The sequence below is a fragment of the Micromonospora sp. WMMD964 genome (assembly GCF_029581455.1).
Lineage (GTDB): Bacteria > Actinomycetota > Actinomycetes > Mycobacteriales > Micromonosporaceae > Micromonospora.
Window position 1 is genome coordinate 6051437 of sequence record NZ_CP120860.1, and the last position, 24114, is coordinate 6075550.

Here is a 24114-nt window from a genome sequence, read left to right on the forward strand (position 1 = left end):
GCTCAGCGCGGATAGACAGTGAACTTGGGTGCGGAACCGCCGGTGGACGGCGGCACGCGGTAGTGACGCAGAGTGAACTGCATCATGTCGCGGAACGCCGGCCCGGCGATCGCCGCGCCGTTGGATTTGGGCGCGTACGCGAAGACCGCGATGACGTATTGGGGGTTCTCGGCGGGGGCCATCCCGATGAACGAGGACACCTCGCCGGGCTGCTTCTTGCCGTCCACCAGCCGCCATCCGGTGCCGGTCTTGCCCGCGACCCGGTAGCCGGGGACGGCGGCGGCCAGGCCGGTGGCGTTGTCGACGGTGGTGACCGCCTCCAGCATGGTGCGCAACGCCGCCGCGTTCTGCGGGCTGAGCACCGAACGGGTCACCGGCGCCGGTGTGGGGGTGCGCTTGCCGTCCGGGCCGATCACCTCCTTGACCAGGTGCGGCTGCACGTACGTGCCGTTGTTGGCGATGGCGGCGTACGCGGCGGCCATCTGCAACGGGGTGGCGTCGACGCTGTGCCCGATCGGCACCGACCCCTCCGACGACTCGCTCCACTCGTCGGCCGGCAGCAGCCGCCCGCTGGCCTCCCCCGGCATGCCCTCGCCGGTGGGCTTACCCAGCCCGAACCGCTTCTGGTAGTCGATCAGCCGGTCCCGGCCGAGCTTGTCGGCGATGGTGATCGTGCCGACGTTCGACGAGTAGGCGAGCATCCCCGGGATGCTCATCCGCTTGCCGTTGGCGGGGTGGGTGTCGGGGAACCAGGTGTCGCCCTTCTTGATGGCGTTGGCGATGGGCAGCGTGGTGTCCGGCGTGATGACACCCTCCTGCAACGCCGCGCCGAAGGTGATCGCCTTGTGGATCGATCCGGGGTCGACGACGAAACTCGTCGCCGCGTCCTCCCGGGCGACCGGGTCGCTCGGCAACGGTTTCGCCGCGCTGTAGGTGGGATTGCTGGCCTGGGCCAGCACCGCGCCGGAGGGGATCTCGATGATCACGGCCGCGCCGGTGCCACCGGGCGCCTGGGCCATGCCCGCGCTGAGGATCTGCTGGGTGCGGAACTGGAGGTCACGGTCGATGGTGAGGGCCAGCGAGCTGCCCGGCTTCGCGGGGATGGTCCGGCTGTAGCCGCCCGGGATCGGTGCGGCGAGGTCGCCGAGACCGGCCTCGTACACCCGCTTGCCGTCCTGCCCGGCGAGCACGTCGTCGAAGCGGGCCTCCAGACCCTCCAGCCCGGCCATGTCCTGGCTGGTGAAGCCGATCAGGTTGGCCGCCAGGTCGCCGCCGGGCACGTCGCGGCGTTCGTCGCGGTGCACCCCGATGCCGGGCAGTTCGAGCGCCTGCACCTGCTTGGCGGTCGCGATCTCCACACCCCGGGCCAGGTACGCGAACCGCGACTCGACGCCGTTCTCCAGCTTGCGGGGCTTCATCAGCTCGACCAGCTTCGACGCCGGGATGCCGAGCAACGGGGAGAGCGCCTTCGCGGTGCCGGGCGGGTCCTCGACCTCGGTCGGGTCGACCGAGACGTACCGCGCCTCGACGCTGCGGGCCAGCGGTGCGCCGGTGGTGTCGTAGATCGCCCCGCGCGGCGCGGGTAGCTCGACGGTGCGGGTGCGGTCGGCGGTGCCGCCGCCGGCGTACGCCGGGGCGTCGACCGCCTGGAGGAAGACCAGCCGGATTCCGATGCTGGCGAACAGTGTCAGGGCGAGCGCGGTGCCCAGTCGCAGCCGCAGCCGCGAGTCGGCCAGCTTCGGCGGGCGCGGCGGCTTGCGGGACGGGCGGCGGGCCACCGGCCGGTCGGCGCGGCGCGGCGCACGAGGCGTGGTCCGGCGGCGCGGTGCGGGCTCGTCGACACCCGGAGCACGCGGGGTACGCGGGGAGACGGTGCGCACGACGCCGCCGCGCCCGGCCGCCGGGGCGTCGCGTCGGCCGGAACGCGCGGCGGCCCGGCCGCCGTCGAGCACCTGCAACGCCGGCCGGAACGGGTCGCCGGAGCGGGTGCTGCGCGGCGTACGACGCTGCTCGGCGCCGCCACCGCGAGCCGCCGTGCCGCGGTCCTCGCGGACGGTCCGACCCCTCGGGGTGTACGCCCGAGCGCCGGAGATACCCCCGATCCCGGGCTCACCGGTGCGCGGCTCGTCGTCGGCGGGCCTGGCCTCACGCGAAGAACCGCGCCGGGCCCCCTTCGGGTCCCGGCGCGGCTCGTCCGACCTCGGTGGCACCGGTCAGCCTCCCGTGCCCTGGCTGGTCACCGACCGCTGGCCGGTGGCGGGCTGCGGCACCTCCAGCGTCTTGCCGTCCGGCAGCCGGATGTAGCCCGGCTCCCCGGCGTCCACCAGGCCCAGCCGCCGCGCCTCGGCGGTCAGGTTGCCCGGCGCCTCGGCCTCGGCGATCTGCTTGTCCAGTTGCTGCTTCTCCAGGTCCAGTCGAGCCTGCTGCTGCTGCAACCGCTCCAACCGGAACGCGTTCTCGTTGATCTTGGTGTTGACCGCCAGGATGCCCAGCACCCCGCCGACCACCAGCACCACGATCAGCGCCGCGAACGGCGCACGCGGCACCGACACCGGCGGTGGTGGCGCCACCCGCAGCCGGGGCGGGCGCGCGCCACCGGCAGCGCCGGCCTTCTCGACCGGCCGCAGCGCGGCGGTGCCCTGAGTGGGGAACTCGCGCGCCCCCCGGGCGCGAGTCTCCCCCTGCCGGTTCACTCGATCGATGCGTGGCGTACCGTTTCCGAGGCGCGGAGCCCGCTCCGCCGCGGTCCGGCCCCCCGACCGCGGTGCGCGCTGCTCGCCGCCGGCGTACCGGCGGTCGCGCTTGTCAATGCTCATGTCCCTCCCCCTCAACATCCGTCCCTCTGCCGTCCCGGTGCCCCTGACCCCCCACGGATCAGGCGGACCCCGTGCCCGGTTGGTGCATTCCCTTCACCCGTCGGCGAGACCGTTCGCGGTCGGTCCGCCCTTGCTCCGTCGCGTTCGGGTCGAGTCGAACCGCTGCCCGAAGCCGCACCGACGCGGCCCGCGGGTTCGCGGAGACCTCCGCCTCCCCGGGTAGTTCGGCGCCTCGGCTGAGCAGCCGGAACGTCGGACCCGACCCGGGAAGCTCGACCGGGAGGTCGACCGGGCCCTTACTGCGAACCCGGTCCGCGAGCGCCGCCTTGGTGAGCCGGTCCTCCAACGAGTGGTAGGACAGGACCACCATGCGACCGCCCACGGTCAGTGCGTCGAGTGCGGATGGCAACGCTGTCTCCAGCGCTGCCAGTTCTCTGTTTACCTCGATCCGTAAAGCCTGAAACGTTCTCTTTGCCGGGTGTCCGCCCGTTCGTCGGGCTGGTGCCGGAATCGACTCCCGAACCAGCTCCGCCAACCGCACGGAGGAGGTGATCCGGCCGCGTTCCCGCTCCCGCAGGATCGCCGAGGCGATCCGGCCGGCGAACTTCTCCTCGCCGTAGACCCGCAGCACCCGGGCCAGGTCCGGGTGGGCGTAGGTGTTGACCACCTCTTCGGCGGTCACCCCCCGGGTCTGGTCCATCCGCATGTCCAGTGGCGCGTCCTGGGCGTACGCGAACCCGCGGTCGGGCGCGTCCAACTGCAACGACGAGACGCCCAGATCGAACAGGATCCCGTCGATGCCTGGATAGCCCAGCCGATCCAGTACATCCGGAAGCTCGTCGTAGACGGCGTGCTCCAGGTGCACCCGATCGGCGAACCGAGCCAGTCGGACCCGCGCGTGGGCGAGCGCCTCGGTGTCCCGGTCGAGCCCGATCAGGACCGTCTCCGGATGCGCCTCCAGCACCGCCTCGGCATGCCCGGCCAGGCCGAGCGTCGCGTCGACGTAGACCGTCCGGCCGCCTCGACCCAGCGCGGGGGCCAACAGCTCGAGACAGCGCTCGAGCAGCACCGGCACGTGCGTGCCGCGCAACTCCCCCATGGTGACCCCCACTGGTTGAAACGTCCGTTCTTCTCGTGCGCCTGTCGTCGGACGGCGCTGCCGTCGTACCGCCAGATCCCCATCCGCTCCCGCCGGACACCGGACTCGCACCCGATGACTGGATCGTGCGCCTGGCACCGGGGAAGGGATGCCAGGAACTCGAAAGCGGCTGGAGATCTCGCAGTACGTCGGGCGCCGTTCCGCCCTACAGACCGCCGGGCAGCACCCCCTCCTCGATGTCGGCGAAGTCGTCTTCGCTCTCGGCGAGGTAGGTCTCCCAGGCGACCTTGTCCCAGATCTCCACCCGCGTGCTCGCGCCGATCACCACCAGCTCGCGGTCCAGCGCGGCGTACGCCCGCAGGTGGGCTGGAATGGTCACCCGACCCTGTTTGTCCGGAACCTCGTCGTGCGCGCTGGCGAAGAAGACCCGGCTGTAGGCCCGGGCCGCCTTGTGCGTCATCGGCTGCGCGCGCAACTGCTCCGCGATCCGCTGGAACTCGGGGGTGGGGAAGACGTAGAGGCAGCGCTCCTGCCCTTTGGTGACCACAACACCCCCCGCCAGCTCGTCTCGGAACTTGGCCGGAAGGATCAGCCGGCCCTTTTCGTCCAGGCGTGGAGTGTGGGTGCCGAGAAACACGGCCCTACCCCCCTTGCCCCTGAGCGGCGTTCGCGGCGCCGCTGACCCCCCGGGCCGGTGAGCCCTCCCGGCCTCACCATTGGTCCCCACTCTACTCCACTTCCCTCCACCTGCAACCAGATTCGCCCGCGTGGCGCGCTCCACCCGAGGGCAAAACCGCACGTCACGAGGGGTGGAGCGGAGTGGAGGGCCGCGGCGGTCCCCCGGCGTGGTCCGCTTTCCGACATAGATCGACTCTGTCCGGTGGAGGCGTGACCGGCCGCCCGCACAGCCGCCACGGCCGAACGGTTCACCGTCGGCGGCGATCTGGCGGGGCGGGCGGTCCGGTAACCTCGCTCGCGTGACGGACGCGAAAATGCCCCTACGGGCCAAGGTGGCCAGCTCCGTGTCACGGACCGCCGCGGCGCTCTCGCGGGCGGCCGGCCGTGGCGACGGTTCGGTGATCGGTGGCTGGATCGGCCTGAAGATCGACCCGGACCTGCTGGCCCACCTGTCGGCCGGGCGTGCGATCGCGCTCGTCTCCGGCACCAACGGCAAGACCACCACCACCCGGTTGACCTCCGCCGCGGTCGGCGTGCTCGGCCGGGTCGCCACCAACTCGTTCGGCGCCAACATGCCCACCGGGCACACCTCGGCGCTGGCGAAGGCCGGCAGCACCCCGTACGCGGTGCTCGAGGTCGACGAGCACTACCTCGCTCAGGTGCTGGAGGCCACCGAGCCGCACGTGGTCGCGCTGCTCAACCTCTCCCGCGACCAGCTCGACCGCGCCAAGGAGGTCGCCATGATGGCGCAGCTCTGGCGCGCGGCCCTGGTCCGGCACGCCGACGTCCGGGTGGTGGCCAACGCCGACGACCCGATGGTGGTCTGGGCCGCCACGCCGCCGGGCGACCCCGCCCGCGGCATCAACCCGCCGCACGTGACCTGGTTCAGCGCCGGTCAGCGCTGGCACGACGACTCGTGGGTCTGCCCGGAGTGCGGCTCCACCATCGCGCGCTCCGGCGACCAGTGGTGGTGCACCGGCTGCGCGCTGCGCCGACCGGAGCCGCAGTGGGTCGTCGAGGACGAGGGGGTGCTCGACCCCACCGGCGCCTGGCACAAGGTCTCCCTGCAACTGCCCGGCAAGGTCAACGTCGGCAACGCGGCGACCGCGCTGGCCGTGGCCGCCGAGTTCGGTGTCCGTCCGGTCGACGCGGTGTCCCGCCTCGGCATCGTCACCTCGGTCGCCGGCCGCTACGCGCAGGTCGACAAGGACGGGCGCAACATCCGGCTGCTGCTGGCCAAGAACCCGGCCAGCTGGCTGGAGGCGTTCGACATGGCCGACAACGCGCCGACACTGCTCTCCATCAACGCGCGCGACCCCGACGGCCTCGACACGTCCTGGCTCTTCGACGTCGACTTCGCCCCGCTCCGCGGCCGGCAGGTGTTGATCACCGGTGACCGGGCATTCGACCTGGCGGTTCGGCTGGACGTCAACGACGTGCCCTTCCAGCACGTCCGCACGTTCGAGGACGCCATCCGGTCGGTTCCGCCCGGGCGGCTCGAGGTCATCGCGAACTACACCGCGTTCCAGGACATCCGAGCGGAGTTGGACCGTGTCATCTGAGAGCCTGCGTATCGTCTGGATCTACCCCGACCTGCTGTCCACCTACGGCGACCGGGGCAACGCCCTGATCCTCGCCCGCCGAGCCCGCCAACGCGGCATGCCGGTCGAGGTGGTCGAGGTGCGCTCCGACCAGAAACTGCCCTCGACAGCCGACATCTACCTGGTCGGCGGCGGCGAGGACGGCCCGCAGGCGCTGGGTGCGCAGCGGCTGATCGCCGACGGCGGTCTGCACCGGGCGGTCGCCCAGGGCTCGGTCGTGTTCGGCGTCTGCGCCGGTTACCAGTTGCTCGGCACCTCCTTCTTCGCCAAGGGCGTGCAGTGCCGTGGCCTGGAGTTGCTCGACCTGCAGTCCGACCGGGGCGAGAGCCGGGCCGTGGGCGAGCTGGCCGGTGAGATCGACCCCAGGCTGGGTCTGCCCCCGCTGACCGGTTTCGAGAACCACGGTGGCCGCACCCACCTCGGCCCCGAGGTCTCCCCGCTGGCCCGGATCACCGCCGGGATCGGCAACGACGGCACCACCGAGGGCGCCTGGCGCGGCAAGCTGCTGGGCACCTACTCGCACGGCCCGGCGCTCGCCCGCAACCCGGCGCTCGCCGACCTGCTGCTGCGCTGGGCGACCGGGGCGCACCAACTCCCGCCGCTCGACGACACCTGGTCCGACCGGCTCCGCAACGAACGTCGTTCGGCAGTGGCCGCCGCCCGGGCATGATCCGTGCCGTCCGACGGCTGCTGCGGCAGCCGTCGGCCGTCCGGTTCGGCCTGCTCGTGCTCCTGATCGTCGGTTGCGGGCTCCTGCTGCTGCTGGTGCCCCGGCCCGATCCGGAGCACCTTCCGCTGCTGGCCGACCGGTTGGGCGATTTCGCCCCGGTGGCGGCGATCCTCGGGGGTGCGCTGCTGCTCGTCGCGCTGGTCCCCCGGACCTTCATCACGCTCGCCGCCGGCGCGATCTTCGGCCCGCTGGAAGGCGCCGCGTACGCCCTGGGCGCCGCGTTGGTGGCCGCCGCGATCGGGTTCACGGTCGGTCGCCTGCTCGGCCGGGAGTTCGTGGCCGAACGGGTCCGTGGTCGCCTGGCCCGCCTCGACGGTTGGTTCGCCCGGCAGAGCGTGTTCGGTGTGGTCACCGTCCGACTGCTGCCGATCGCCGGCTTCGGTCTGGTCAGCTACGGCTACGGCACGACCGGTGCCCGGGTGCTGCCGTTCCTGGCCGGCAGCGTGATCGCGTCCGCGCCGACCGCGTTCGGCTACGCGGCGATCGGCGCCGCGGTCAGCTCCCCCGGCCAGATCAACTGGTACGCCGCCGCCCCGGCCAGCCTCGGCCTGATCGCCAGCGTGGTGCTCGTCCACCAGTGGTGGCGCGCCGAACGCCGCCGCCGACGCATGCCGGTCTGACCCGGCACCGAACCGCACGGAAGCCCTCGCGCCTCACGCCCGCGCGCCCCGAGCCTCGCGCCCTCACGCCCTCGCGCCTCACGCCCTCACGGCCCCGCGCCCTCACGCCCTCACGCCCTCACGGCCCCGCGCCCTCACGCCTCACGCCTCACGCCCTCACGGCCCCGCGCCCCGCGCCCCGCGCCCGCGCCCCGCGCCCGCGCCCCGCGCCCCGCGCCCCGCGCCCCGCGCCCAAGATCGTCACAACATCGGGGATGTTGCTGCTTGCGGCGGGCGGGAGGCAGCAACATCCCCGATGTTGCTGCCTCCCTGCGGAGGGCGGGAAGGGCGAGGGCGGGAAGGACGAGGGCGGGGGCGGGGACGGGACGGCGATCGTCAGGCGACCACGGAGACCATTCGGCCCGCGACGACGATGACCTTGCGCGGCTCCTTGCCGGCCAGGGTCGCGGCCACCGCCTCCAGGGCCGCCGTACGGACGGTCTCCTCGGAGGCGTCGGCGGGGACCTCGACGCGGCCACGGACCTTGCCGTTGACCTGCACCGGGTAGGTCACCGTGTCGGCCACCAGCAGCGCCGGGTCGGCGGACGGGAAGTCCACGTACGTCAGCGAGGTGTCGTGGCCCAGCTTGCGCCACAGCTCCTCGGCCAGGTGCGGGGCGAACGGCGCCACCATCAGCACCAGCGGCTCGGCCACCTCGCGGGGTGTGGCCGACAGGCCGGTCAGCCCGTTGGTCAGCTGGATCAGCTTGGCGATCGCGGTGTTGAACCGGATGCCGTCCATGTCGCCACGGACCCCGTCGATCACCTTGTGCAGCAGCCGACGGGTCGCCTCGTCGGCCGGGTCGTCGGTGATCCGCAGCGCGCCGGTCTGCTCGTCGACGACGGCCCGCCACACCCGCTGCAGGAACCGGTACGAGCCGACCACCGCGCGGGTCTCCCAGGGGCGGGACACCTCCAGCGGGCCCATCGACATCTCGTACACCCGGAAGGTGTCCGCGCCGTACGCGGCGCACATGTCGTCGGGGGTCACCACGTTCTTCAGCGACTTGCCCATCTTGCCGTACTCGCGGTTGACCACCAGGTCTTCCAGGTAGTACGCGCCGTCGCGCTCGACCACGTCCTCGGCCTGCACGTAGCTGCCGCGCGAGTCGGTGTAGGCGTACGCCTGGATCATGCCCTGGTTGAACAGCTTGCGGAACGGCTCGAACGACGACACGTGGCCCAGGTCGAACAGCACCTTGTGCCAGAAGCGCGCGTACAGCAGGTGCAGCACGGCGTGCTCGGCGCCACCGACGTACAGGTCGGTGCCGCCGCAGTCACCGTCGCCGCGCGGACCCATCCAGTAGCGCTCGTTCTCGGCGTCGACGAACCGGTCGCTGTTCGTCGGGTCCAGGTAGCGCAGCTCGTACCAGCAGGAACCGGCCCACTGCGGCATCACGTTGGTCTCGCGGGTGTAGCGCTTCGGCCCGTCACCCAGGTCCAGCTCGACCTCGACCCAGTCGCGCCGCCGCGACAGCGGGGTCTCCGGGTTGCTGTCGGCGTCGTCGGCGGCGAACGTCTTCGGCGAGAAGTCGTCCACCTCCGGCAGCTCGACCGGCAGCATCTCCTCCGGCAGGGCGATGGCCGCGCCGGTCTCGTCGTAGACGATGGGAAACGGCTCACCCCAGTAGCGCTGCCGGGAGAACAGCCAGTCGCGCAGCCGGTAGGTCACCGCGCCGGTGCCGTGCCCGTTCGCCTCCAGCCACGCGACGCTCGCGGCCTTGGCGTCGGCGATCCCCAGGCCGTTCAGGTCCAGGCCGCGCTCGGGCGCGGCGCTGTTGATCGCCGGGCCGTCACCGGTGTACGCCTTGCCGTCGAAGCCCTCCGCCGGCTGCACGGTACGCACGATGGGCAGCTCGAAGACCTCGGCGAACGCCCAGTCCCGCTCGTCCTGGGCCGGAACCGCCATGATCGCGCCGGTGCCGTAGCCGGCCAGCACGTAGTCCGCGATGAAGATCGGGATCTGCCCGCCGGTGACCGGGTTGGTGGCGTACGCGCCGATGAAGACGCCGGTCTTCTCCTTGGTGTCGGACTGTCGCTCGACGTCGGTCTTGGCCGCCGCCGCCTTGCGGTACGCCTCGACGGCCGCCCGGGGGGTGGTGTGCCCGCCGGTCCAGGCGTCCCGCGTCCCGTCCGGCCAGGCGGCCGGCGCCAGCGTGTCGACCAGCTCGTGCTCGGGGGCCAGCACCATGTAGGTGGCGCCGAAGATGGTGTCCGGTCGGGTCGTGAACACCCGCACGGGCGCGGCGGCGGTCGGGAAGTCGATGTGCGCGCCCTGCGAGCGGCCGATCCAGTTGCGCTGCATCAGCTTGATCGGCTCGGGCCAGTCCAGGCTGTCCAGGTCGTCCAGCAGGCGGTCACCGTACGCGGTGATCCGCATCATCCACTGCTTCAGGTTGCGCTTGAAGACCGGGAAGTTGCCCCGCTCGGACCGGCCGTCGGCGGTGACCTCCTCGTTGGCCAGCACGGTGCCCAGGCCCGGGCACCAGTTCACCGGGGCCTGCGAGACGTACGCCAGGCGGTGGTCGTCGACGACCTGGCGGCGCTCGGCGACGCTCAGCTCGGCCCAGGCCCGGCCGTCCGGGGTGGGTCGGTTGCCGCCCTCGAACTCGGCGATCAGCTCGGCGATCGGGCGGGCCCGGCCGGCGTCGCGGTCGTACCAGGAGTTGAAGACCTGCAGGAAGATCCACTGGGTCCAGCGGTAGAAGTCGGTGTCGATCGTCGCCACCGAACGGCGCTCGTCGTGGGCCAGGCCCAGCCGACGCAGCTGCGCCTTGTACCGCTCGATGTTCGCCACCGTGGTGGTCCGGGGGTGCGTGCCGGTCTGCACCGCGTACTGCTCGGCGGGCAGGCCGAACGCGTCGAAGCCCATCGCGTGCAGCACGTTGTGGCCGGCCATCCGCTGGTAGCGGGCGTAGCAGTCGGTGCCGATGTAGCCCAGCGGGTGACCGACGTGCAGGCCGGCACCGGACGGGTACGGGAACATGTCCAGCACGTACAGCTTCTCCGCGCCGGCGCGCGGGTGGGTCGGATCGGCCAGCGGGCCGGTCGGGTTCGGCGCGTGGAAGGTGCCCTCGCGCGCCCAGGTGTCCTGCCAACGGATCTCGATCTCGTTGGCCAGGGCCGCGGTGTACCGGAACGGGGGGATGTCGTCCGCCGGTGCGGCTGCCTCGCTCATCGTCTCTCCTCGCTTCGCTTCGCTTCGTCTCGGCACCACCGGGCCGGGCCGGCGGCGGGCACAAAAAAGCCCCTCGCGCAGGAGGGGCCGCCGTGCTGTCGCTGCGTTCAGCGCATCAGCACGGCCCGGTAAGAAGCAGGAAGACTCCGGCCATGTCCCGCAGTGTACCTCGCCTACGGCTCGGCCTGCCCGCCCCCGGCCGAGGTCGTACCCGAGCCCCGGGCCGGCGAATATTCCGGGGCGTAACCGACGGACTACCTGCGGGGGTCGGCGATAACGACAAACATGGTTAGCCTGAGAGACCAGTGAGATTCCTGCGGCAAACGAGGCTCGACGTCGCGAACCCAACGGCGGGTCCAGGTGCTCTAGTCAGAGCTGCCGTGACGGCGACGAGGAGGAGGCCCGTGACACAACAGACCTGGGACGAGGTGGGCGGCCTACTGCCGCACGACGAGTTCCGCGCCGCCAGCGAGGCCATCGTGGCCAACATCGAGCAGGTCATCGAGGGTAAGACCGCCACCGTGCGGCTCGCCCTGGCCGTCCTGCTCGCCGAGGGTCACCTCCTGATCGAAGACGTCCCGGGTGTCGGCAAGACCAAACTGGCCAAGGCCCTCGCGCGGTCCATCGACTGCACCGTGCGGCGGATCCAGTTCACCCCCGACCTGCTGCCCAGCGACGTGACCGGCGTCAGCGTCTACAACCAGGAGACGCACGACTTCGAGTTCCGCCCCGGTGCCGTGTTCGCCAACCTGGTGGTCGGTGACGAGATCAACCGGGCCTCACCGAAGACCCAGTCGGCGTTGCTGGAGTGCATGGAGGAACGGCAGGTCACCGTCGACGGCGTGACCTACCAGCTGCAGACCCCGTTCATGGTCATCGCCACCCAGAACCCGATCGAGATGGAGGGGACGTACCCGCTCCCCGAGGCGCAGCGCGACCGCTTCACCGCCCGCATCGCGATGGGCTACCCGGACGTCAACGCCGAGTTGGCCATGCTCGACGGGCACGGCGCGACCGACCCGCTGCACGAGCTGCGCCCGGTGTCCGACGCGAACATCGTCCGGCAGCTCATCTCGACCGTCCGGCAGGTGCACGTCGCGGACGCGGTCAAGCAGTACGCCATCGACCTGGTCACCGCCACCCGCGAGGCCCCGGACCTGCGGCTCGGCGCCTCCCCCCGGGCGACCCTGCAACTGCTGCGCACCGCCCGGGCGGTCGCCGCCCTGGAGGGTCGCGACTACGTCCTCCCGGACGACCTGCAGGCCCTGGCGGTGCCGGTGCTCGCGCACCGGATCATCCCGACGGCCGACGCGCAGCTCGCCCGCCGCACCACCGACGCGATCGTCTCCGAGCTGGTGCACCGCCTTCCCCTGCCGCACGACCGGCAGCGCAACCCGTACGACACCCGGCCCGCCACCGGTAACGGCCGCGCGCCCTACGAGCCGCGGAGGCCGTGACGTGCGTGCCGGGCTGCGCGGGCTGACCACCCGCGGGCGCTCCTTCCTCGCCGCCGCGCTCGCGGCGGCGATCTCGGCCGCCATCCTCGGCGAGAAGGACCTGCTGCGGGTGGCGGTGCTGTTGGCCATCCTCCCGTTGCTGGCCGCGGCCTACGTCGGGCGCAGCCGCTACAAGCTCGCCTGCAACCGTTCACTGGATCCACACCGGGTTCCCGTCGGCGCCAACTCCCGCGTGGTGCTGCGCCTGCAGAACCTCTCCCGGCTGCCGACCGGCACCCTTCTCCTGGAGGACCGGCTGCCCTACGCGCTGGGTAGCCGCCCCCGGGTGGTGTTGGAGCGGCTCGGCGCGCACCAGGCCACCTCCGTGGCGTACACCGTGCGGGCCGACGTGCGGGGTCGCTACGACGTGGGCCCGCTGGTGGTCCGGATGACCGACCCGTTCGGCCTGTGCGAGCTCACCCGGTCCTTCCCCAGCACCGACCACCTGACGGTCATCCCGCAGGTCACCCCGCTGCCGTCGGTGCGGCTCCCCGGGGAGTACGCGGGCAGTGGCGACAGCCGGGCCCGGTCCGTGGCGGTGCACGGCGAGGACGACGCGGCGACCCGGGAGTACCGGCGTGGCGACGACCTGCGTCGGGTGCACTGGAAGTCCACCGCCCGCACCGGCGAGCTGATGGTGCGTCGCGAGGAGCAGCCGTGGGAGAGCCGGGCCACCGTCGTCCTGGACACCCGGGCGTACGGCCACCGGGGCGAGGGGCCGACGGCCAGCTTCGAGTGGTCCGTCTCCGCCGCCGCGAGCATCGCCGTCCACCTGCGCCAGGCCGGTTACAAGTTGCGGCTGGTCACCGGTTCCGGGGTGGACGTGGACGCCTCGGAGGCCGGCGGTGACGGGGCCCTGCTCGACCATCTCGCGGAGGTCCGGCTGGATCAACGCGCCGAGGTGACCGACCTCGTGCAACAGGTCCGCCAACGCTCCGACGGCGGCTTGATCATCGGGCTGTTCGGCACGGTGAGCGTGACCGAGGCCGAGCTGCTGGCCGGGTTGCGCGGCAACGGTGCCACCTGTGTGGGGTTCCTGCTGAACAGCTCGACCTGGCTCAGCCTGCCGGAGAAGGCCCGGGCCGAGGCCGAGCACGCGCACGGCACCGCCGTCCTCGCCATGGTGCGCAGCGGCTGGCGGGTGGTCGGAGTCGACCACGGCAGCCGGCTGCCCGCGCTGTGGCCGCAGGCCGGTCGGGGCTCCCAGGGCTTCGCCCTGCGCGCCGCGCTGGCCGAGACGGTGGCCGGCGGCGTGCGATGAACGGAAGGTTCCCCTCATGAGCGCCAGTCGCAACATCGGTGCGGTGGCGGCCGCGGCGACTCTGCTGGCGGCCGCGCCGCTGTCGGCCATCTTCGAGAGTTGGACGTGGCTGATCGAGTCCGTCATCGCGGTCGCGGTGGTGGCCGGGGTGGCCGCGTTGACCAGGCTCGCCCGAGCCCCGCTGTGGGGTCAGGTGCTGGGCATGCTCGCCGGCCTGGTCCTCGCCCTGACCTGGTTGTTCCCCAGCGGCGCGGAGCTGTTCGCCGTCCTGCCCACGCCGGGCACGTTCGCGCACTTCAGCGAGCTGGTCGCCGGGTCCGCACAGGACATGCGGTCGTACGGCGTCGAGGTTCCCGACACCGACCCGCTGCTGTTCATCACCGTGCTCGGCGTCGCCGGGGTGGCCGTCCTCGTCGACGTCCTGGCCGTCGGGCTGCGCCGGCCCGCGCTGGCGGGGCTGCCGATGCTCGCCATCTACTCGGTGCCGGTGGCCGTCTACGTCGACAGCGTCCCCCCGGTGCCGTTCGTGGTTGGCGCCGCCGGTTACCTCTGGCTGCTGGTCACCGACAACGTCGACCGCGTACGCCGGTTCGGGCGACGGTTCACCGGTGACGGCCGCGACATCGACGTGTGGGAGGCATCGCCGCTGGCGTCCGCCGGTCGCCGGCTCGCGGTGATCGGGGTTGCCGTGGCGGTGGTCCTGCCCCTGGCGGTGCCGGGCATGACCGGTGGGATGCTCGACAGCCTCAGCCGGGGGTCGGGGAACGGCACCGGGAACGGCACCGGCTCCGGCGGCACGTCGGGTCGGATCGACCTGTTCGCGTCGCTCGCCGGGCAACTCAACCAGTCGCAGGTGTTCGACATGGTCAAGGTCACCACCACCGAGGCGAACCCGTTCTACCTGCGGTACGCGGTCGCCGACGAGCTGCGTCCGTCGGGTTTCCTGGCGCGTAGCCCGAGCGGCCGGCCGGCCAACCGGGACCTGCCGGACCCGGCCGACCGGGCCGGGCGGGGCGTGCAGCGCACCACCTACCGGGCGACCGTCGAGGTCACCAAGAGCCTGAGCATGGCGCTGATGCCGGTGTACGCCGAGCCGGTGCGCACCGAGGACCTGAGCTCCAACTGGCTGTACGACCCCAACCAGCAGATCGTCTTCTCCAACCGGGAGAACTCCCGGGGCCGTAAGTACTCCTTCGACTACGTCCGCTCGACATACACCCCGGCGGTGCTGCGGGCCGCGCCGCCGCTTCCGGCGGAGCACCCGGTACTCCGGCAGATGACCGCCACCCCCGACCGGGTGCCCGAGGTGGACGAGCTGGTCAAGGGGTTGATCCAGGGCAAGCGCACCGACTACGACCGGGTGCTGGCGATCTACCAGCACTTCTCGGCGGACAACGGGTTCAAGTACCGGCTCAGCACCGAGAGCGGCAGCAGCGGGCAGGACATCGTCAACTTCCTGACCAACAAGGTCGGCTACTGCCAGCAGTACGCGGCGTCGATGGCCTGGTTGGTCCGCGCCGCAGGCATCCCGGCCCGGGTGGCGTTCGGGTTCACCAACGGCAGCAACCGGGACGGTGACACGTTCACCCTGACCAACCTCAACCTGCACGCCTGGACCGAGGTCTTCTTCGACGGCGTCGGTTGGGTGCCCTTCGATGCCACCCCGGCGTACGGGGTGCCCGGCTCCACCCGATCGGCCTGGGCACCGGACATCGACGCGCCGGAGCCGTCGACGCCGGGCACCGGTGTCACTGACACTCCGACCGGCCCCGAGGCGTCGGCTGAGCCGACGGGGCCGGACAACGCGGACCGGGAGATCGACGAGGGGTTCTCCTCCGGCGGTTCGACCCCCGAGGACCAGCCACCGGTCTGGCCGTGGTGGGCGGCGGGCCTGTTGGCCCTGCTGGCCCTCCTCGCGGTGCCTGCGCTGCGCCGGCTCGCGCTGCGACGTCGGCGGGGCGGGAGGCCGAGCGCCACCGTGGCCGCCACCGTTCTGGACGACGGCACCGAGCCGGGTGGCCGTGCGGTGGTGGTCACCGCGGACGCCGACCGTGCCCGCGCCGACGCACACGCCGCGTGGGCGGAGCTGCTCGACACTCTGGTGGACTTCCGGGTTCCCGTCGATCTGACCGAGACGCCCAGGGCGACAGCGGACCGGCTCGTCCGGGACACGCTCGACGACTCCGCGGCGGTGGAGTCGGCACGACTGCTCGGCAGGGCGGAGGAGCGGGCCCGGTACGCGCGGGATCCGCTGACCGGTGAGCCGCTGTCGCCGGCACTCCGTACGGTCCGTGGGGCGCTCGCCACGCGGGCGGACCGGCGGACCCGTCTGCTCGCCGCGGTGTTGCCGCCGTCGGTGCTGATGCGGTGGAGGACCGGCCTGGCGGACACCTCCAGCCGAATGGTGGCGTTGACCGGGCGGGCCCGGTACCAGCTGCTGCGCTGGAACCCCCGTCGGCTGTTGGCGGACCGGGCGGCGCGCTGACGACCGTCCATCGATGATTCGGGGCGGCGGCCCACCGCCGCCGCCCCACCGTCTGGACGGCATGCCCGGGCCGACGCGCGGATCGTTGATCGCCTCCACTTCGGCGATGTGGGGGTGTCCGGCGGACGGAATGCCACCACCTCGCCGACCTGGAGTCGATCATCGTGCGGTACCGCCCGAGACGCCAGGGCGCGGCGCACGCCGCGCCCTGGACGGGTGCCGGGCACGCCGGGCGCCGGGCACGAGGCCCGCAGGCGCGAGGTCCGCAGGCACGCCGGACACGCCGGACAACGAGGCCCGCAGGCACGAGGCCCGCAGGTACGCCAGGCACGAGGCCCGCAGGCACGAGGCCCACAGGCACGCGGCCCGGAGGCACGCCGGGCCCGCGGCCCGGAGGCACGCCGGGCACGACAAGGGTCGCCGGGAGTACACCCGGCGACCTGCTCGTCGCGGTGTCCGGCCCGCCTCAGCGGCGGGGTCGGCTCACCTGTGCCCCTCCGGGCGCTGCCGCCACCTGTCCTCCATGCGGTCCAGGATCGACGACCGGCGACCGGATCGGCCACCGCGGGGGCGACGACGACTCGTCGTGCCGCCCACCACGTGCAGGTCGGGTGACTGCGCCCGTCGGTGCGACTGCACCGCGAACGCGGCCGACGCCAACATGACGACGAAGCCCGCCACCGCCAGCGGTGGAGTCTTGATCACCGCGCCATAGACCAGTAGAGCCAAGCCAGCGATGATGACGCCGGCGGCGACGAGCAGGCGACGCCGCGCGTGAAAGCGCGGATCGCTGGCGCGCACGGCCGAGGCGAATTTGGGGTCCTCGGCAAGCGACCGCTCGATCTGCTCGAACAGCCGCTGCTCGTGCTCCGAGAGCGGCACGGCACTCCTCCCCGGTCACGTTGGTCGGGCCCACTCGGGCCGACAGACCGTGGCAGCCAACCGGCTGCTTACCCGCAAGTCTACGAGGGGGGTCGCGCGTCGGAAAGCGGGACGACCTACGGGTGGGGTGGATTTTCCTTTCGACGGGTCTCACGGTCGCCCATCAGACTGGCCGGACCTATGACGGACCGCCCGAAACGGGCAGCGGCGGCGTCGGCGGCAGCTTCCGCTTCGCGCCAGCCACGCTCAGGCGCGCCGAGGGTGAGTTGCCGGGGAGCACCCTGTGCCGGGGCGAGCCCTTCGACCCGGACACCGACCAGTCGGATCCGCTCGCCCGGGTCCAGTGCGGTGTAGAGCGCCCAGACCGTGTCGAACATCTCCCGGGCGGTGTCGGTGGGCACGTCGAGGGTGCGGGAGCGACTGACGGTGCGGAAGTCGGCCAGCCGGACCTTGAGCGCGACGGTGCGCCCGACCTGCCCGGAACCCCGCAACCGGACACCGACCTTGGCGCTGAGCGCGAGCAACGCACGGCGGATCTCCAACGGATCGGACACGTCGACGTCGAAGGTCACCTCGGCGCCGATCGACTTGTCGACGTGCTCCGGGCTGACCGCACGCGGGTCCCGTCCCCAGGCCAGCTCGTGCAGGTGCGCCGCCGAGGCGGCACCGACCGCGCGCCGGAGCATGCCCACCGGCGCCTCGGCGAGGTCGCCGACGGTGGCCAGACCCAGCCGGCGCAGCGCCTCGGCGGCGCGCTCCCCCACCCCCCACAACGCGTCCACCGGAAGCGGGTGCAGGAAGTCGAGCACCTGCCCCGGCGGCACGACCAGAAGGCCGTCCGGTTTGGCCCGGGTGGAGCCCAGCTTGGCCACGAACTTGCTCGGGGCCACCCCCACCGAGCAGGTGAGCGCCTGCTCCTCGGCGACCCGGCGGCGGATCAGACGGGCGATGGTGGCCGGGGACCCGAAGAGCCGACGGGCGCCGGTCACGTCGAGGAACGCCTCGTCGAGGGAGAGCGGCTCGACCAGTGGGGTGACGTCCCGGAAGATCTGCATGACCGCCCGCGAGGCGGCGCTGTAGGCGGTGAAGTCCGGTGGCAGGTAGACCGCGTGCGGGCAGCGGGCCCGGGCCTGACTGGTCGGCATCGCGCTGCGCACCCCGAACCGGCGGGCCTCGTAGCTGGCCGAGCTGACCACCCCGCGGGGCCCGACGCCGCCGACGATCACCGGCCGGCCGCGCAGCTCGGGTCGGCGGCGCACCTCGACGGCGGCGAAGAACGCGTCCATGTCGACGTGCAGGATCGGGCTGGCGGAGTCGTCGGCGTCCGGCCCGAAGCGCGGATCGTCGCCCCGGGGCAACGACTGGCTGCGGCCCATCCCGGCAGGTTAACCCGGGGGTACGACACCACCAGCCACCAGTGGGCCGGACCTCACCCCGGTCAGCCGCGGACGACCAGCAGCGGCACGGTCAGCTCGACGGCGGTGTCCGACCCGTGGTACGCGACGAGCTTCGACGCCATCGGCCGCTCGGTACGGGTGGCCATGACCGCGTACGTGTCGTTGCAGGTCACCACGACGTCGCCGATCCGGGCCAGATGCTCCTCGGGCACCGGACCGAACCAGCCGGTGGCCACCGCCTCCTCCCGGGTGCGGACCCGGGCGGCGTCGCCCAGCACCTCCGACCAGGCGGCCAGCACGTCGTCCGTCGCGCCCGCCTCGACGTGCAGGTAGCGGACCCGGGCCTCACCGGCCACCAGCCGCACCCCGGCGCGCAGCCGTGGGTCGGTGTCCAGGTCGAAGCGGTGTTCGGCGGGTACGTCGAGCTGACCGTGGTCGGCGGTCACCAGCAGCGCCGCGTCCGGCGGCAGCCCGTCGACCAGCCGGGCGAGCAGAGTGTCCACCTCGGCGGCGGCGACCCGCCAGGGCTCCGAGTCGACGCCGTAGACGTGGCCGTACCGGTCCAGGTCGGCGTGGTAGCCGGAGACCAGTGTCGGCCCGGAGCCGGTGGCCAGCGCGGCCAGCATGGCGGCGGCCACCGCCTCACCGCCGGCGGCGCCCCGGAAGTCGCCACCCCGGTTGGCGGCCACCGTCAACCCGCTGCCACCGAACTCCGGCCGACTCACCACGGTCACCGCCACACCGGCGGCGCGGGCACGCTCCAGTTGGGTGGTGACCGGCTGCCAGGTCAGCGGCGGCGGGTCGGCGGCCCAGTCGGTGTGGGTGAGCACCCGGTCGGTGCCGGGCACCCGCACGGTGAAGCCGAGCACCCCGTGCGCGCCGGGCGCGACGCCGGTGCCCAACGACACCAGACTGGTCGGGGTGGTGGACGGGAAACCGGCGATGAGCGGCCGGGCCACCGTCGCCGCGAGCCCGGCGAGGGTCGGCGCGTACGGCGCGGCGGTCGGCAACTGGTACCACCCGAGCCCGTCGACCAGCAGCACGGCCACCCGGCGTACCCCCGCCAGGGCGGGGACGAGCCCGAGCGGGTCGGCCGAGCCGGGGACGCCCAGCACGGCGAGCGCACTGGGCAGCACGTCGGCGAGACGGCCGCCACCGTGATCCGGCCCGAGGACCGCCAGCGGCGCCCCGGCTGGTGCGTCGCTCATGCCGGCCGGCGGGCGAAGAGGTGCAGTTGGGCGGCCAGATCCCGGTACGGCGGCTGGGCGGCCAACGCGCGTTCCAACTCGACCAGGGCGGCGGGCTGCCCGTCGGCGACCGCGGCCGGCAGCAGGTCGGCCAGCACGCGTACCCCGTGGATCTCCTCGACCACGAGACCGGCGGCGCCGAGCAGCGCGGCGGCACTCGCGGCGTCGTAGCGTCGCCGCAGGGTGTCCCGCGGCCCGGCGGCGCCGTCCGGGTCGGTGGCCAGCGTGGCCGCGACGTCGAGGTGACCGTTCATCGCGCGGCCCAGCACGGCGGCGGCCCGACCGGCCACCAGCACACTGGCCGCGCCGCCGGGACGCAGCGCGGTGGCCAGCGCCGCCACCACGGGCGCCGGATCGTCGACCACCTCCAGCACGGCGTGGCAGAGCACCAGGTCGACGCCGGCCGGCTCGACCAGCCCGGCGAGGGCGTCGCCGTCGCCCTGCACGGCGGCGATCCGGTCCGCCACGCCGGCCTCGGCGGCCCGGCGGGTGAGCGCGGCGAGCGCGTCGGGGCTGGCGTCGACAACGGTGACCCGGTGCCCGGCGCGGGCCAGGGGGACGGCGAAACCACCGGTGCCGCCGCCCACGTCCAGCACGGTGAGCTCGGCGTCGCCGCGCCGGTCCAGTTCGGCGCGGAGCACCGACCAGATCACGGCGGTACGGGGGGTCAGCGGCGGCCCGGCGAACCGGCCTCGGGTCTGCTCCACCCGGTCGAGCCTAGTCACCCGGTCCATCCCCGGTGCGGGCGTGTGGCGGGCGCATCCGCCACCCGTCCGGTCGGCCTGCGGTGCCGGTCGGTCAGGACTCGGTGCCCTCGACCTCGTCCTCCGCCCGGGACCGGCGCTCGTTGGCCACCGGGCCGTTGGTCACCTCGTACTCGCGGGGGTCGGCGAGGTGCGACGGCACCCAGGTCGCACCCAGCCGGGTCCGCCGGGCGTTCGCGATTCCACCGGTGTACGCGTGATTCCCCATCACTGTCATTCCCCCTCACGGATCACGGGCCACTCTGCCCGCTCGGGGACGAGTCTCCCGCCCACCGCCGCAGGAAACCGTAATGTGGATCACTAATCAGCGGAAGTCACGGGAGGCGGGACTGACCGGTGGCTCGATGGCGTCCAGCCGATCGGCCACCAGGTTGGTCACCCCCTCGTGCCGCTGCAACCGCCCCCGGACCACCAGCGCGGCGCTGCTCCGGGCCACCCGCCGGTAGCGCTGCCACAGCCCCGGCGAGCAGGTGACGTTGAGCATCCCCGTCTCGTCCTCCAGGTTGAGGAAGGTGACGCCGCCCGCGGTCGCCGGGCGTTGCCGGTGGGTGACGATGCCACCGACCCGGATCCGCTGCCCCGGCTCCACCCGACCGAGCCGGGCGATCGGCACCGCGCCGAGCACGTCGAGCTGACCCCGGATGAACCGGGCCGGGTGGCTCTCCGGCGACAGCCCGGTGGCCCACACGTCGGCGACCAGCCGGTCCACCGCCTCCATCCCGGGCAGCGTGGGCGCCGCCGCGCCGGTCACCGTGCCGGGCAGCCGGCCCGGCCGGTCCTGGGCCGCCGCCCCGGCGGCCCACAGCGCCTCCCGCCGGGTCAGCCCGAAACAGGCGAAGGCGTCCGCGGTGGCCAGCGCCTCCAACTGGGCGGCGGTCAGGCCGACCCGCCGGGCCAGATCAGGCATGTCCCGGTACGCCCCACCGGCCGTCCGCTCGGCCTCGATCCGCTCGGCCACGTCAGACCCGAGGGTACGGACGCTGGACAGCCCCAGCCGGACGGCCGGACCACCCAGCCCCCAGGCGTGCGGCGGCTCCCCCGGCCCGCTGCCCCACCGGGTCTCCGGGGTGGACTCCAGCACCGCCGACGCCGCGCTGGCGTTGATGTCCGGACGACGGACCTCCACCCCGTGCCGGCGGGCGTCGTCGGCCAGGGTCTGCGGCGAGTAGAACCCCATCGGCTGGGCGTTGAGCAGCGCCGCCAGGAACGCCGCCGGGTGGTAACGCTTGAGCCAGGAGCTGGCGTACACCAGGTAGGCGAAGCTCATCGCGTGGCTCTCCGGGAAGCCGTAGCTGGCGAACGCGGTGAGCTTGCGGTAGACGTCGTCGGCCAGCTCACCCGTGATGCCCCGCTCGGCCATCCCGGCGTAGAGCCGATCGGCGATCCGGCTCATCCGCTCGACCGACCGTTTGGCGCCCATCGCCCGGCGCAACTGGTCGGCCTCGGCCGCGTCGAAGCCGGCCAGGTCGATGGCGAGCTGCATCAACTGCTCCTGGAACAGCGGCACACCCAGGGTCTTCTCCAACGCGTTACGCATCAGCGGATGCGCGAAGGTCACCGGCTCCTGACCGTTCTTGCGCCTGATGAACGGGTGCACCGAACCGCCCTGGATCGGGCCGGGCCGGATCAGCGCCACCTCGACCACCAGGTCGTAGAACTCGCGGGGCTTGAGCCGGGGCAGGGTCGCCATCTGGGCGCGGCTCTCCACCTGGAACACGCCCACCGAGTCGGCCCGGCAGAGCATGTCGTAGACCTCCGGGTCGTCCAGCGTCATGTCACCGAGGTCGAGCCGGGACCCGATCATGTCGTAGCCGTAGTGCAGCGCGGAGAGCATGCCCAGGCCGAGCAGGTCGAACTTGACCAGGCCGACCGCCGCGCAGTCGTCCTTGTCCCACTGGAGCACGCTGCGCCCGGGCATCCGCCCCCACTCCACCGGGCAGACCTCGATCACCGGACGGTCGCAGATCACCATGCCGCCGGAGTGGATGCCCAGGTGCCGGGGGAACGTCTGCAACTCGTTGGCGTACTCCACCACCTGCTCGGGGATGTTCTCGACGTCGACCGTGGCGACCGAACCCCACCTGTCGATCTGCTTGCTCCAGGCGTCCTGCTGCCCCGGCGAGTAACCGAACGCCTTGGCCACGTCCCGTACCGCCGACCGGGGCCGGTAGGAGATGACGTTGGCGACCTGGGCGGCGTGCTCCCGGCCGTAGCGGGTGTAGACGTGCTGGATGACCTCCTCCCGACGGTCGGACTCGATGTCCACGTCGATGTCGGGTGGGCCGTCCCGTTCCGGGGCGAGGAACCGCTCGAAGAGCAGCCGGTGCCGGACCGCGTCCACATTGGTGATCCGCAACGCGTAGCAGACCGCCGAGTTGGCCGCCGAACCCCGGCCCTGGCAGTAGATGTCCTGCTCGCGGCAGAACGTGACGATGTCGTAGACCACCAGGAAGTAACCGGGGAAGCCCAACTCCTCGATCATGTTCAGCTCGTGGTCGAGTTGCGCGTACGCCGTCGGGTGCGCCTGCGGAGGGCCGTACCGCTCGCGTGCCCCGTCGGCGGTCAGCTTCCGCAACCAGCTCATCTCCGTGTGCCCCGGCGGCACCGGGTACGCCGGTAGCTGCGGCGCGACCAGTTGCAGGTCGAAGGCCAACTCGGCGCCGAACTCGGCGGCTCGCGCCACCGCACCCGGGTACGCGGCGAACCGGGCCGCCATCTCCGCACCGCTGCGCAGGTGGGCGGTGGCCGCCGCGGGCAACCAGCCGTCGATCTCGTCCAGGCTGCGCCGGGCCCGGACGGCGGCGACGGTGGTGGCCAGTCGCCGTCGGCCGGGGCTGGCGTAGTGCACGTTGTTGCTGGCCACCGTCGGCAGCCCGGCCGCGGCGGCCAGCTCGGCGAGCGCGTCGTTGCGGTCGGCGTCGACCGGGTGGCCGTGGTCGGTCAGCTCCACCGCCACCGTCTCCGCGCCGAAGAGCGAGGTCAGCCGGTCCAACTCGCGGGCCGCCGCGTCCACCCCCTCGGTGAGCAGCGCACCCGGCACGTGCCCCTTGCGGCAACCGGTCAGCACCAGCACGTGATCCTTCAGCTCGGCGGCGACCTCCTCCAACTCCCCGTAGACCGGGCGGCCCTTCTCCCCGCCGCGCAACTGGGCGCGGGCGATGGTGGCGGCCAGCCGGGCGTACCCCTCGTGGCCGTGCGCGAGCACCAGCAGGTGCGCGCCGTGCGGGTCGGGCTCGCCGTTCTGCGGTCCGGGCAGCCCGAGGGACAGCTCCGCGCCGAAGATGGTCGGCAGGCCCAGCGTGCGGGCCGCCTCGGCGAAGCGGACCACACCGTAGAAACCGTCGTGGTCGGTGACGGCCAGCGCGGTGAGCCCCAGGCGGGCCGCCTCCTCGGCCAACTCCTCGGGGTGGCTGGCGCCGTCGAGGAAGCTGAAGTTGGTGTGCGCGTGCAGCTCCGCGTAGGGCACCACCCCGTCGGGACGGGTCAGCTCCGGCGGTTGGTACTGCTCGCGGCGACGACTCCAGGCCGGGGAGTCGCCGCCGTCGGCGTCCACGGCGAGCGGGTCCACCACGTGCAGGTGCCGCTCCTCGCGCGACCACCCGCCGCCCGACCCACCACCGGCCCGCTTGCCGTCGGCCCGCTTGCCGTCGGCCCGCTTGCCGTCGGCCCGCTTGTCGGCCCGCCCGGAGAGCACCCGCTCCAGCTCCGACCAGGGCATCTTCGGATTGTGGAAGCTCATCCCCGCCGCTCCCGGCTGATCCCGAGTGGGCTGAGGGCCACATCGCCGAAGTGGGGGTGTCCCGTCCATTCGGACAGCCCCAC

16 protein-coding genes and 1 pseudogene are annotated in these 24114 nt (G+C 72.9%); 6 read left to right on the forward strand and 11 right to left on the reverse strand.

The features are described 5' to 3' along the window. Positions 1 to 2: 2 nt before the first annotated feature. From O7616_RS27495 to mraZ, 4 genes and pseudogenes are all read right to left on the reverse strand, one after another. Positions 3 to 2210 (reverse strand): penicillin-binding transpeptidase domain-containing protein, encoded by a 2208-nt coding sequence (locus O7616_RS27495; RefSeq protein WP_282304637.1) that lies wholly within the window; start codon positions 2208 to 2210, stop codon positions 3 to 5. A gap of 3 nt (positions 2211 to 2213) precedes the next feature. Beyond that, the gene (locus O7616_RS27500; protein ID WP_282257578.1) at positions 2214 to 2816 is read right to left on the reverse strand and encodes a hypothetical protein; all 603 of its coding nucleotides are present in this window, start codon (positions 2814 to 2816) and stop codon (positions 2214 to 2216) included. Next, positions 2806 to 3915: pseudogene (gene rsmH, locus O7616_RS27505) on the reverse strand (16S rRNA (cytosine(1402)-N(4))-methyltransferase RsmH). The gene O7616_RS27500 and the pseudogene rsmH overlap by 11 nt, the downstream one beginning before the upstream one ends. Before the next feature lie 205 nt (positions 3916 to 4120). Then, positions 4121 to 4552, reverse strand: a complete 432-nt coding sequence (mraZ, locus tag O7616_RS27510) for a division/cell wall cluster transcriptional repressor MraZ (RefSeq protein ID WP_030488958.1) — start codon at positions 4550 to 4552, stop codon at positions 4121 to 4123. Between the two features lie 355 nt (positions 4553 to 4907). Here mraZ and O7616_RS27515 point away from each other — a divergent pair, with 355 nt between their 5' ends. Genes O7616_RS27515 through O7616_RS27525 form a run of 3 tightly spaced genes read left to right on the forward strand, consistent with a single transcriptional unit; the run spans position 4908 to position 7544 of the window. Next, on the forward strand, positions 4908 to 6155 hold the full coding sequence (locus tag O7616_RS27515) for a MurT ligase domain-containing protein (RefSeq protein ID WP_282264818.1): 1248 nt from the start codon (positions 4908 to 4910) through the stop codon (positions 6153 to 6155). Next, entirely contained in the window at positions 6145 to 6864 is a 720-nt protein-coding gene (locus O7616_RS27520) for a glutamine amidotransferase (protein WP_282257576.1), read from the forward strand. Before O7616_RS27515 ends, O7616_RS27520 begins: the two co-directional genes overlap by 11 nt. Continuing rightward, positions 6861 to 7544, forward strand: a complete 684-nt coding sequence (locus O7616_RS27525; protein ID WP_282304638.1) for a VTT domain-containing protein — start codon at positions 6861 to 6863, stop codon at positions 7542 to 7544. Before O7616_RS27520 ends, O7616_RS27525 begins: the two co-directional genes overlap by 4 nt. 375 nt (positions 7545 to 7919) lie before the next feature. Here O7616_RS27525 and leuS read toward each other — a convergent pair whose 3' ends face one another. Beyond that, on the reverse strand, positions 7920 to 10760 hold the full coding sequence (gene leuS / locus O7616_RS27530; RefSeq protein ID WP_282304639.1) for a leucine--tRNA ligase: 2841 nt from the start codon (positions 10758 to 10760) through the stop codon (positions 7920 to 7922). A 404-nt stretch (positions 10761 to 11164) separates the two neighbouring features. Here leuS and O7616_RS27535 point away from each other — a divergent pair, with 404 nt between their 5' ends. Genes O7616_RS27535 through O7616_RS27545 form a run of 3 tightly spaced genes read left to right on the forward strand, consistent with a single transcriptional unit; the run spans position 11165 to position 16002 of the window. Then, positions 11165 to 12217 carry a MoxR family ATPase gene (locus O7616_RS27535; protein WP_088988401.1) on the forward strand — a complete coding sequence of 351 codons (1053 nt, stop codon included), beginning with the start codon at positions 11165 to 11167 and terminating at the stop codon, positions 12215 to 12217. Between the two features lies 1 nt (position 12218). After that, positions 12219 to 13517, forward strand: a complete 1299-nt coding sequence (locus O7616_RS27540) for a DUF58 domain-containing protein (protein ID WP_282257563.1) — start codon at positions 12219 to 12221, stop codon at positions 13515 to 13517. 16 nt (positions 13518 to 13533) lie between these two features. Beyond that, positions 13534 to 16002, forward strand: coding sequence for a DUF3488 and transglutaminase-like domain-containing protein (locus O7616_RS27545; RefSeq protein ID WP_282304640.1), 2469 nt, complete (start codon positions 13534 to 13536; stop codon positions 16000 to 16002). A 483-nt stretch (positions 16003 to 16485) separates the two neighbouring features. Here the strand turns inward: O7616_RS27545 and O7616_RS27550 are convergent, their stop codons facing one another. The 6 genes from O7616_RS27550 to O7616_RS27575 all read right to left on the reverse strand — a co-directional run bounded on the left by O7616_RS27550 (position 16486) and on the right by O7616_RS27575 (position 24031). Then, positions 16486 to 16884, reverse strand: coding sequence for a DUF3040 domain-containing protein (locus O7616_RS27550; RefSeq protein ID WP_030334542.1), 399 nt, complete (start codon positions 16882 to 16884; stop codon positions 16486 to 16488). Positions 16885 to 17000: 116 nt separating this feature from the next. Further along, positions 17001 to 18260: a DNA polymerase IV gene (locus O7616_RS27555; protein ID WP_282257557.1), complete on the reverse strand. Its 1260-nt coding sequence runs from the start codon at positions 18258 to 18260 to the stop codon at positions 17001 to 17003. A 62-nt stretch (positions 18261 to 18322) separates the two neighbouring features. Continuing rightward, positions 18323 to 19489 (reverse strand): nucleotide pyrophosphatase/phosphodiesterase family protein, encoded by a 1167-nt coding sequence (locus O7616_RS27560; protein ID WP_282304641.1) that lies wholly within the window; start codon positions 19487 to 19489, stop codon positions 18323 to 18325. Beyond that, a complete protein-coding gene (locus O7616_RS27565; protein WP_282304642.1) occupies positions 19486 to 20262 on the reverse strand; it encodes a methyltransferase domain-containing protein in 777 nt (258 codons plus the stop codon). Before O7616_RS27565 ends, O7616_RS27560 begins: the two co-directional genes overlap by 4 nt. Before the next feature lie 64 nt (positions 20263 to 20326). Next, on the reverse strand, positions 20327 to 20500 hold the full coding sequence (locus O7616_RS27570; RefSeq protein WP_282264940.1) for a hypothetical protein: 174 nt from the start codon (positions 20498 to 20500) through the stop codon (positions 20327 to 20329). A gap of 96 nt (positions 20501 to 20596) precedes the next feature. Beyond that, positions 20597 to 24031 (reverse strand): error-prone DNA polymerase, encoded by a 3435-nt coding sequence (locus O7616_RS27575; RefSeq protein WP_282304643.1) that lies wholly within the window; start codon positions 24029 to 24031, stop codon positions 20597 to 20599. Positions 24032 to 24114 lie beyond the last annotated feature (83 nt).

Coding starts and splice junctions, on each gene's coding strand:
- O7616_RS27500 (WP_282257578.1), bottom strand. CDS start 2,816: ATGAGCATTGACAAGCGCGACCGCCGGTACGCCGGCGGCGAGCAGCGC.
- O7616_RS27515 (WP_282264818.1), top strand. CDS start 4,908: ATGCCCCTACGGGCCAAGGTGGCCAGCTCCGTGTCACGGACCGCCGCG.
- O7616_RS27525 (WP_282304638.1), top strand. CDS start 6,861: ATGATCCGTGCCGTCCGACGGCTGCTGCGGCAGCCGTCGGCCGTCCGG.
- leuS (WP_282304639.1), bottom strand. CDS start 10,760: ATGAGCGAGGCAGCCGCACCGGCGGACGACATCCCCCCGTTCCGGTAC.
- O7616_RS27545 (WP_282304640.1), top strand. CDS start 13,534: ATGAGCGCCAGTCGCAACATCGGTGCGGTGGCGGCCGCGGCGACTCTG.
- O7616_RS27555 (WP_282257557.1), bottom strand. CDS start 18,260: ATGGGCCGCAGCCAGTCGTTGCCCCGGGGCGACGATCCGCGCTTCGGG.
- O7616_RS27560 (WP_282304641.1), bottom strand. CDS start 19,489: ATGAGCGACGCACCAGCCGGGGCGCCGCTGGCGGTCCTCGGGCCGGAT.
- O7616_RS27565 (WP_282304642.1), bottom strand. CDS start 20,262: ATGGACCGGGTGACTAGGCTCGACCGGGTGGAGCAGACCCGAGGCCGG.
- O7616_RS27570 (WP_282264940.1), bottom strand. CDS start 20,500: ATGGGGAATCACGCGTACACCGGTGGAATCGCGAACGCCCGGCGGACC.
- O7616_RS27575 (WP_282304643.1), bottom strand. CDS start 24,031: ATGAGCTTCCACAATCCGAAGATGCCCTGGTCGGAGCTGGAGCGGGTG.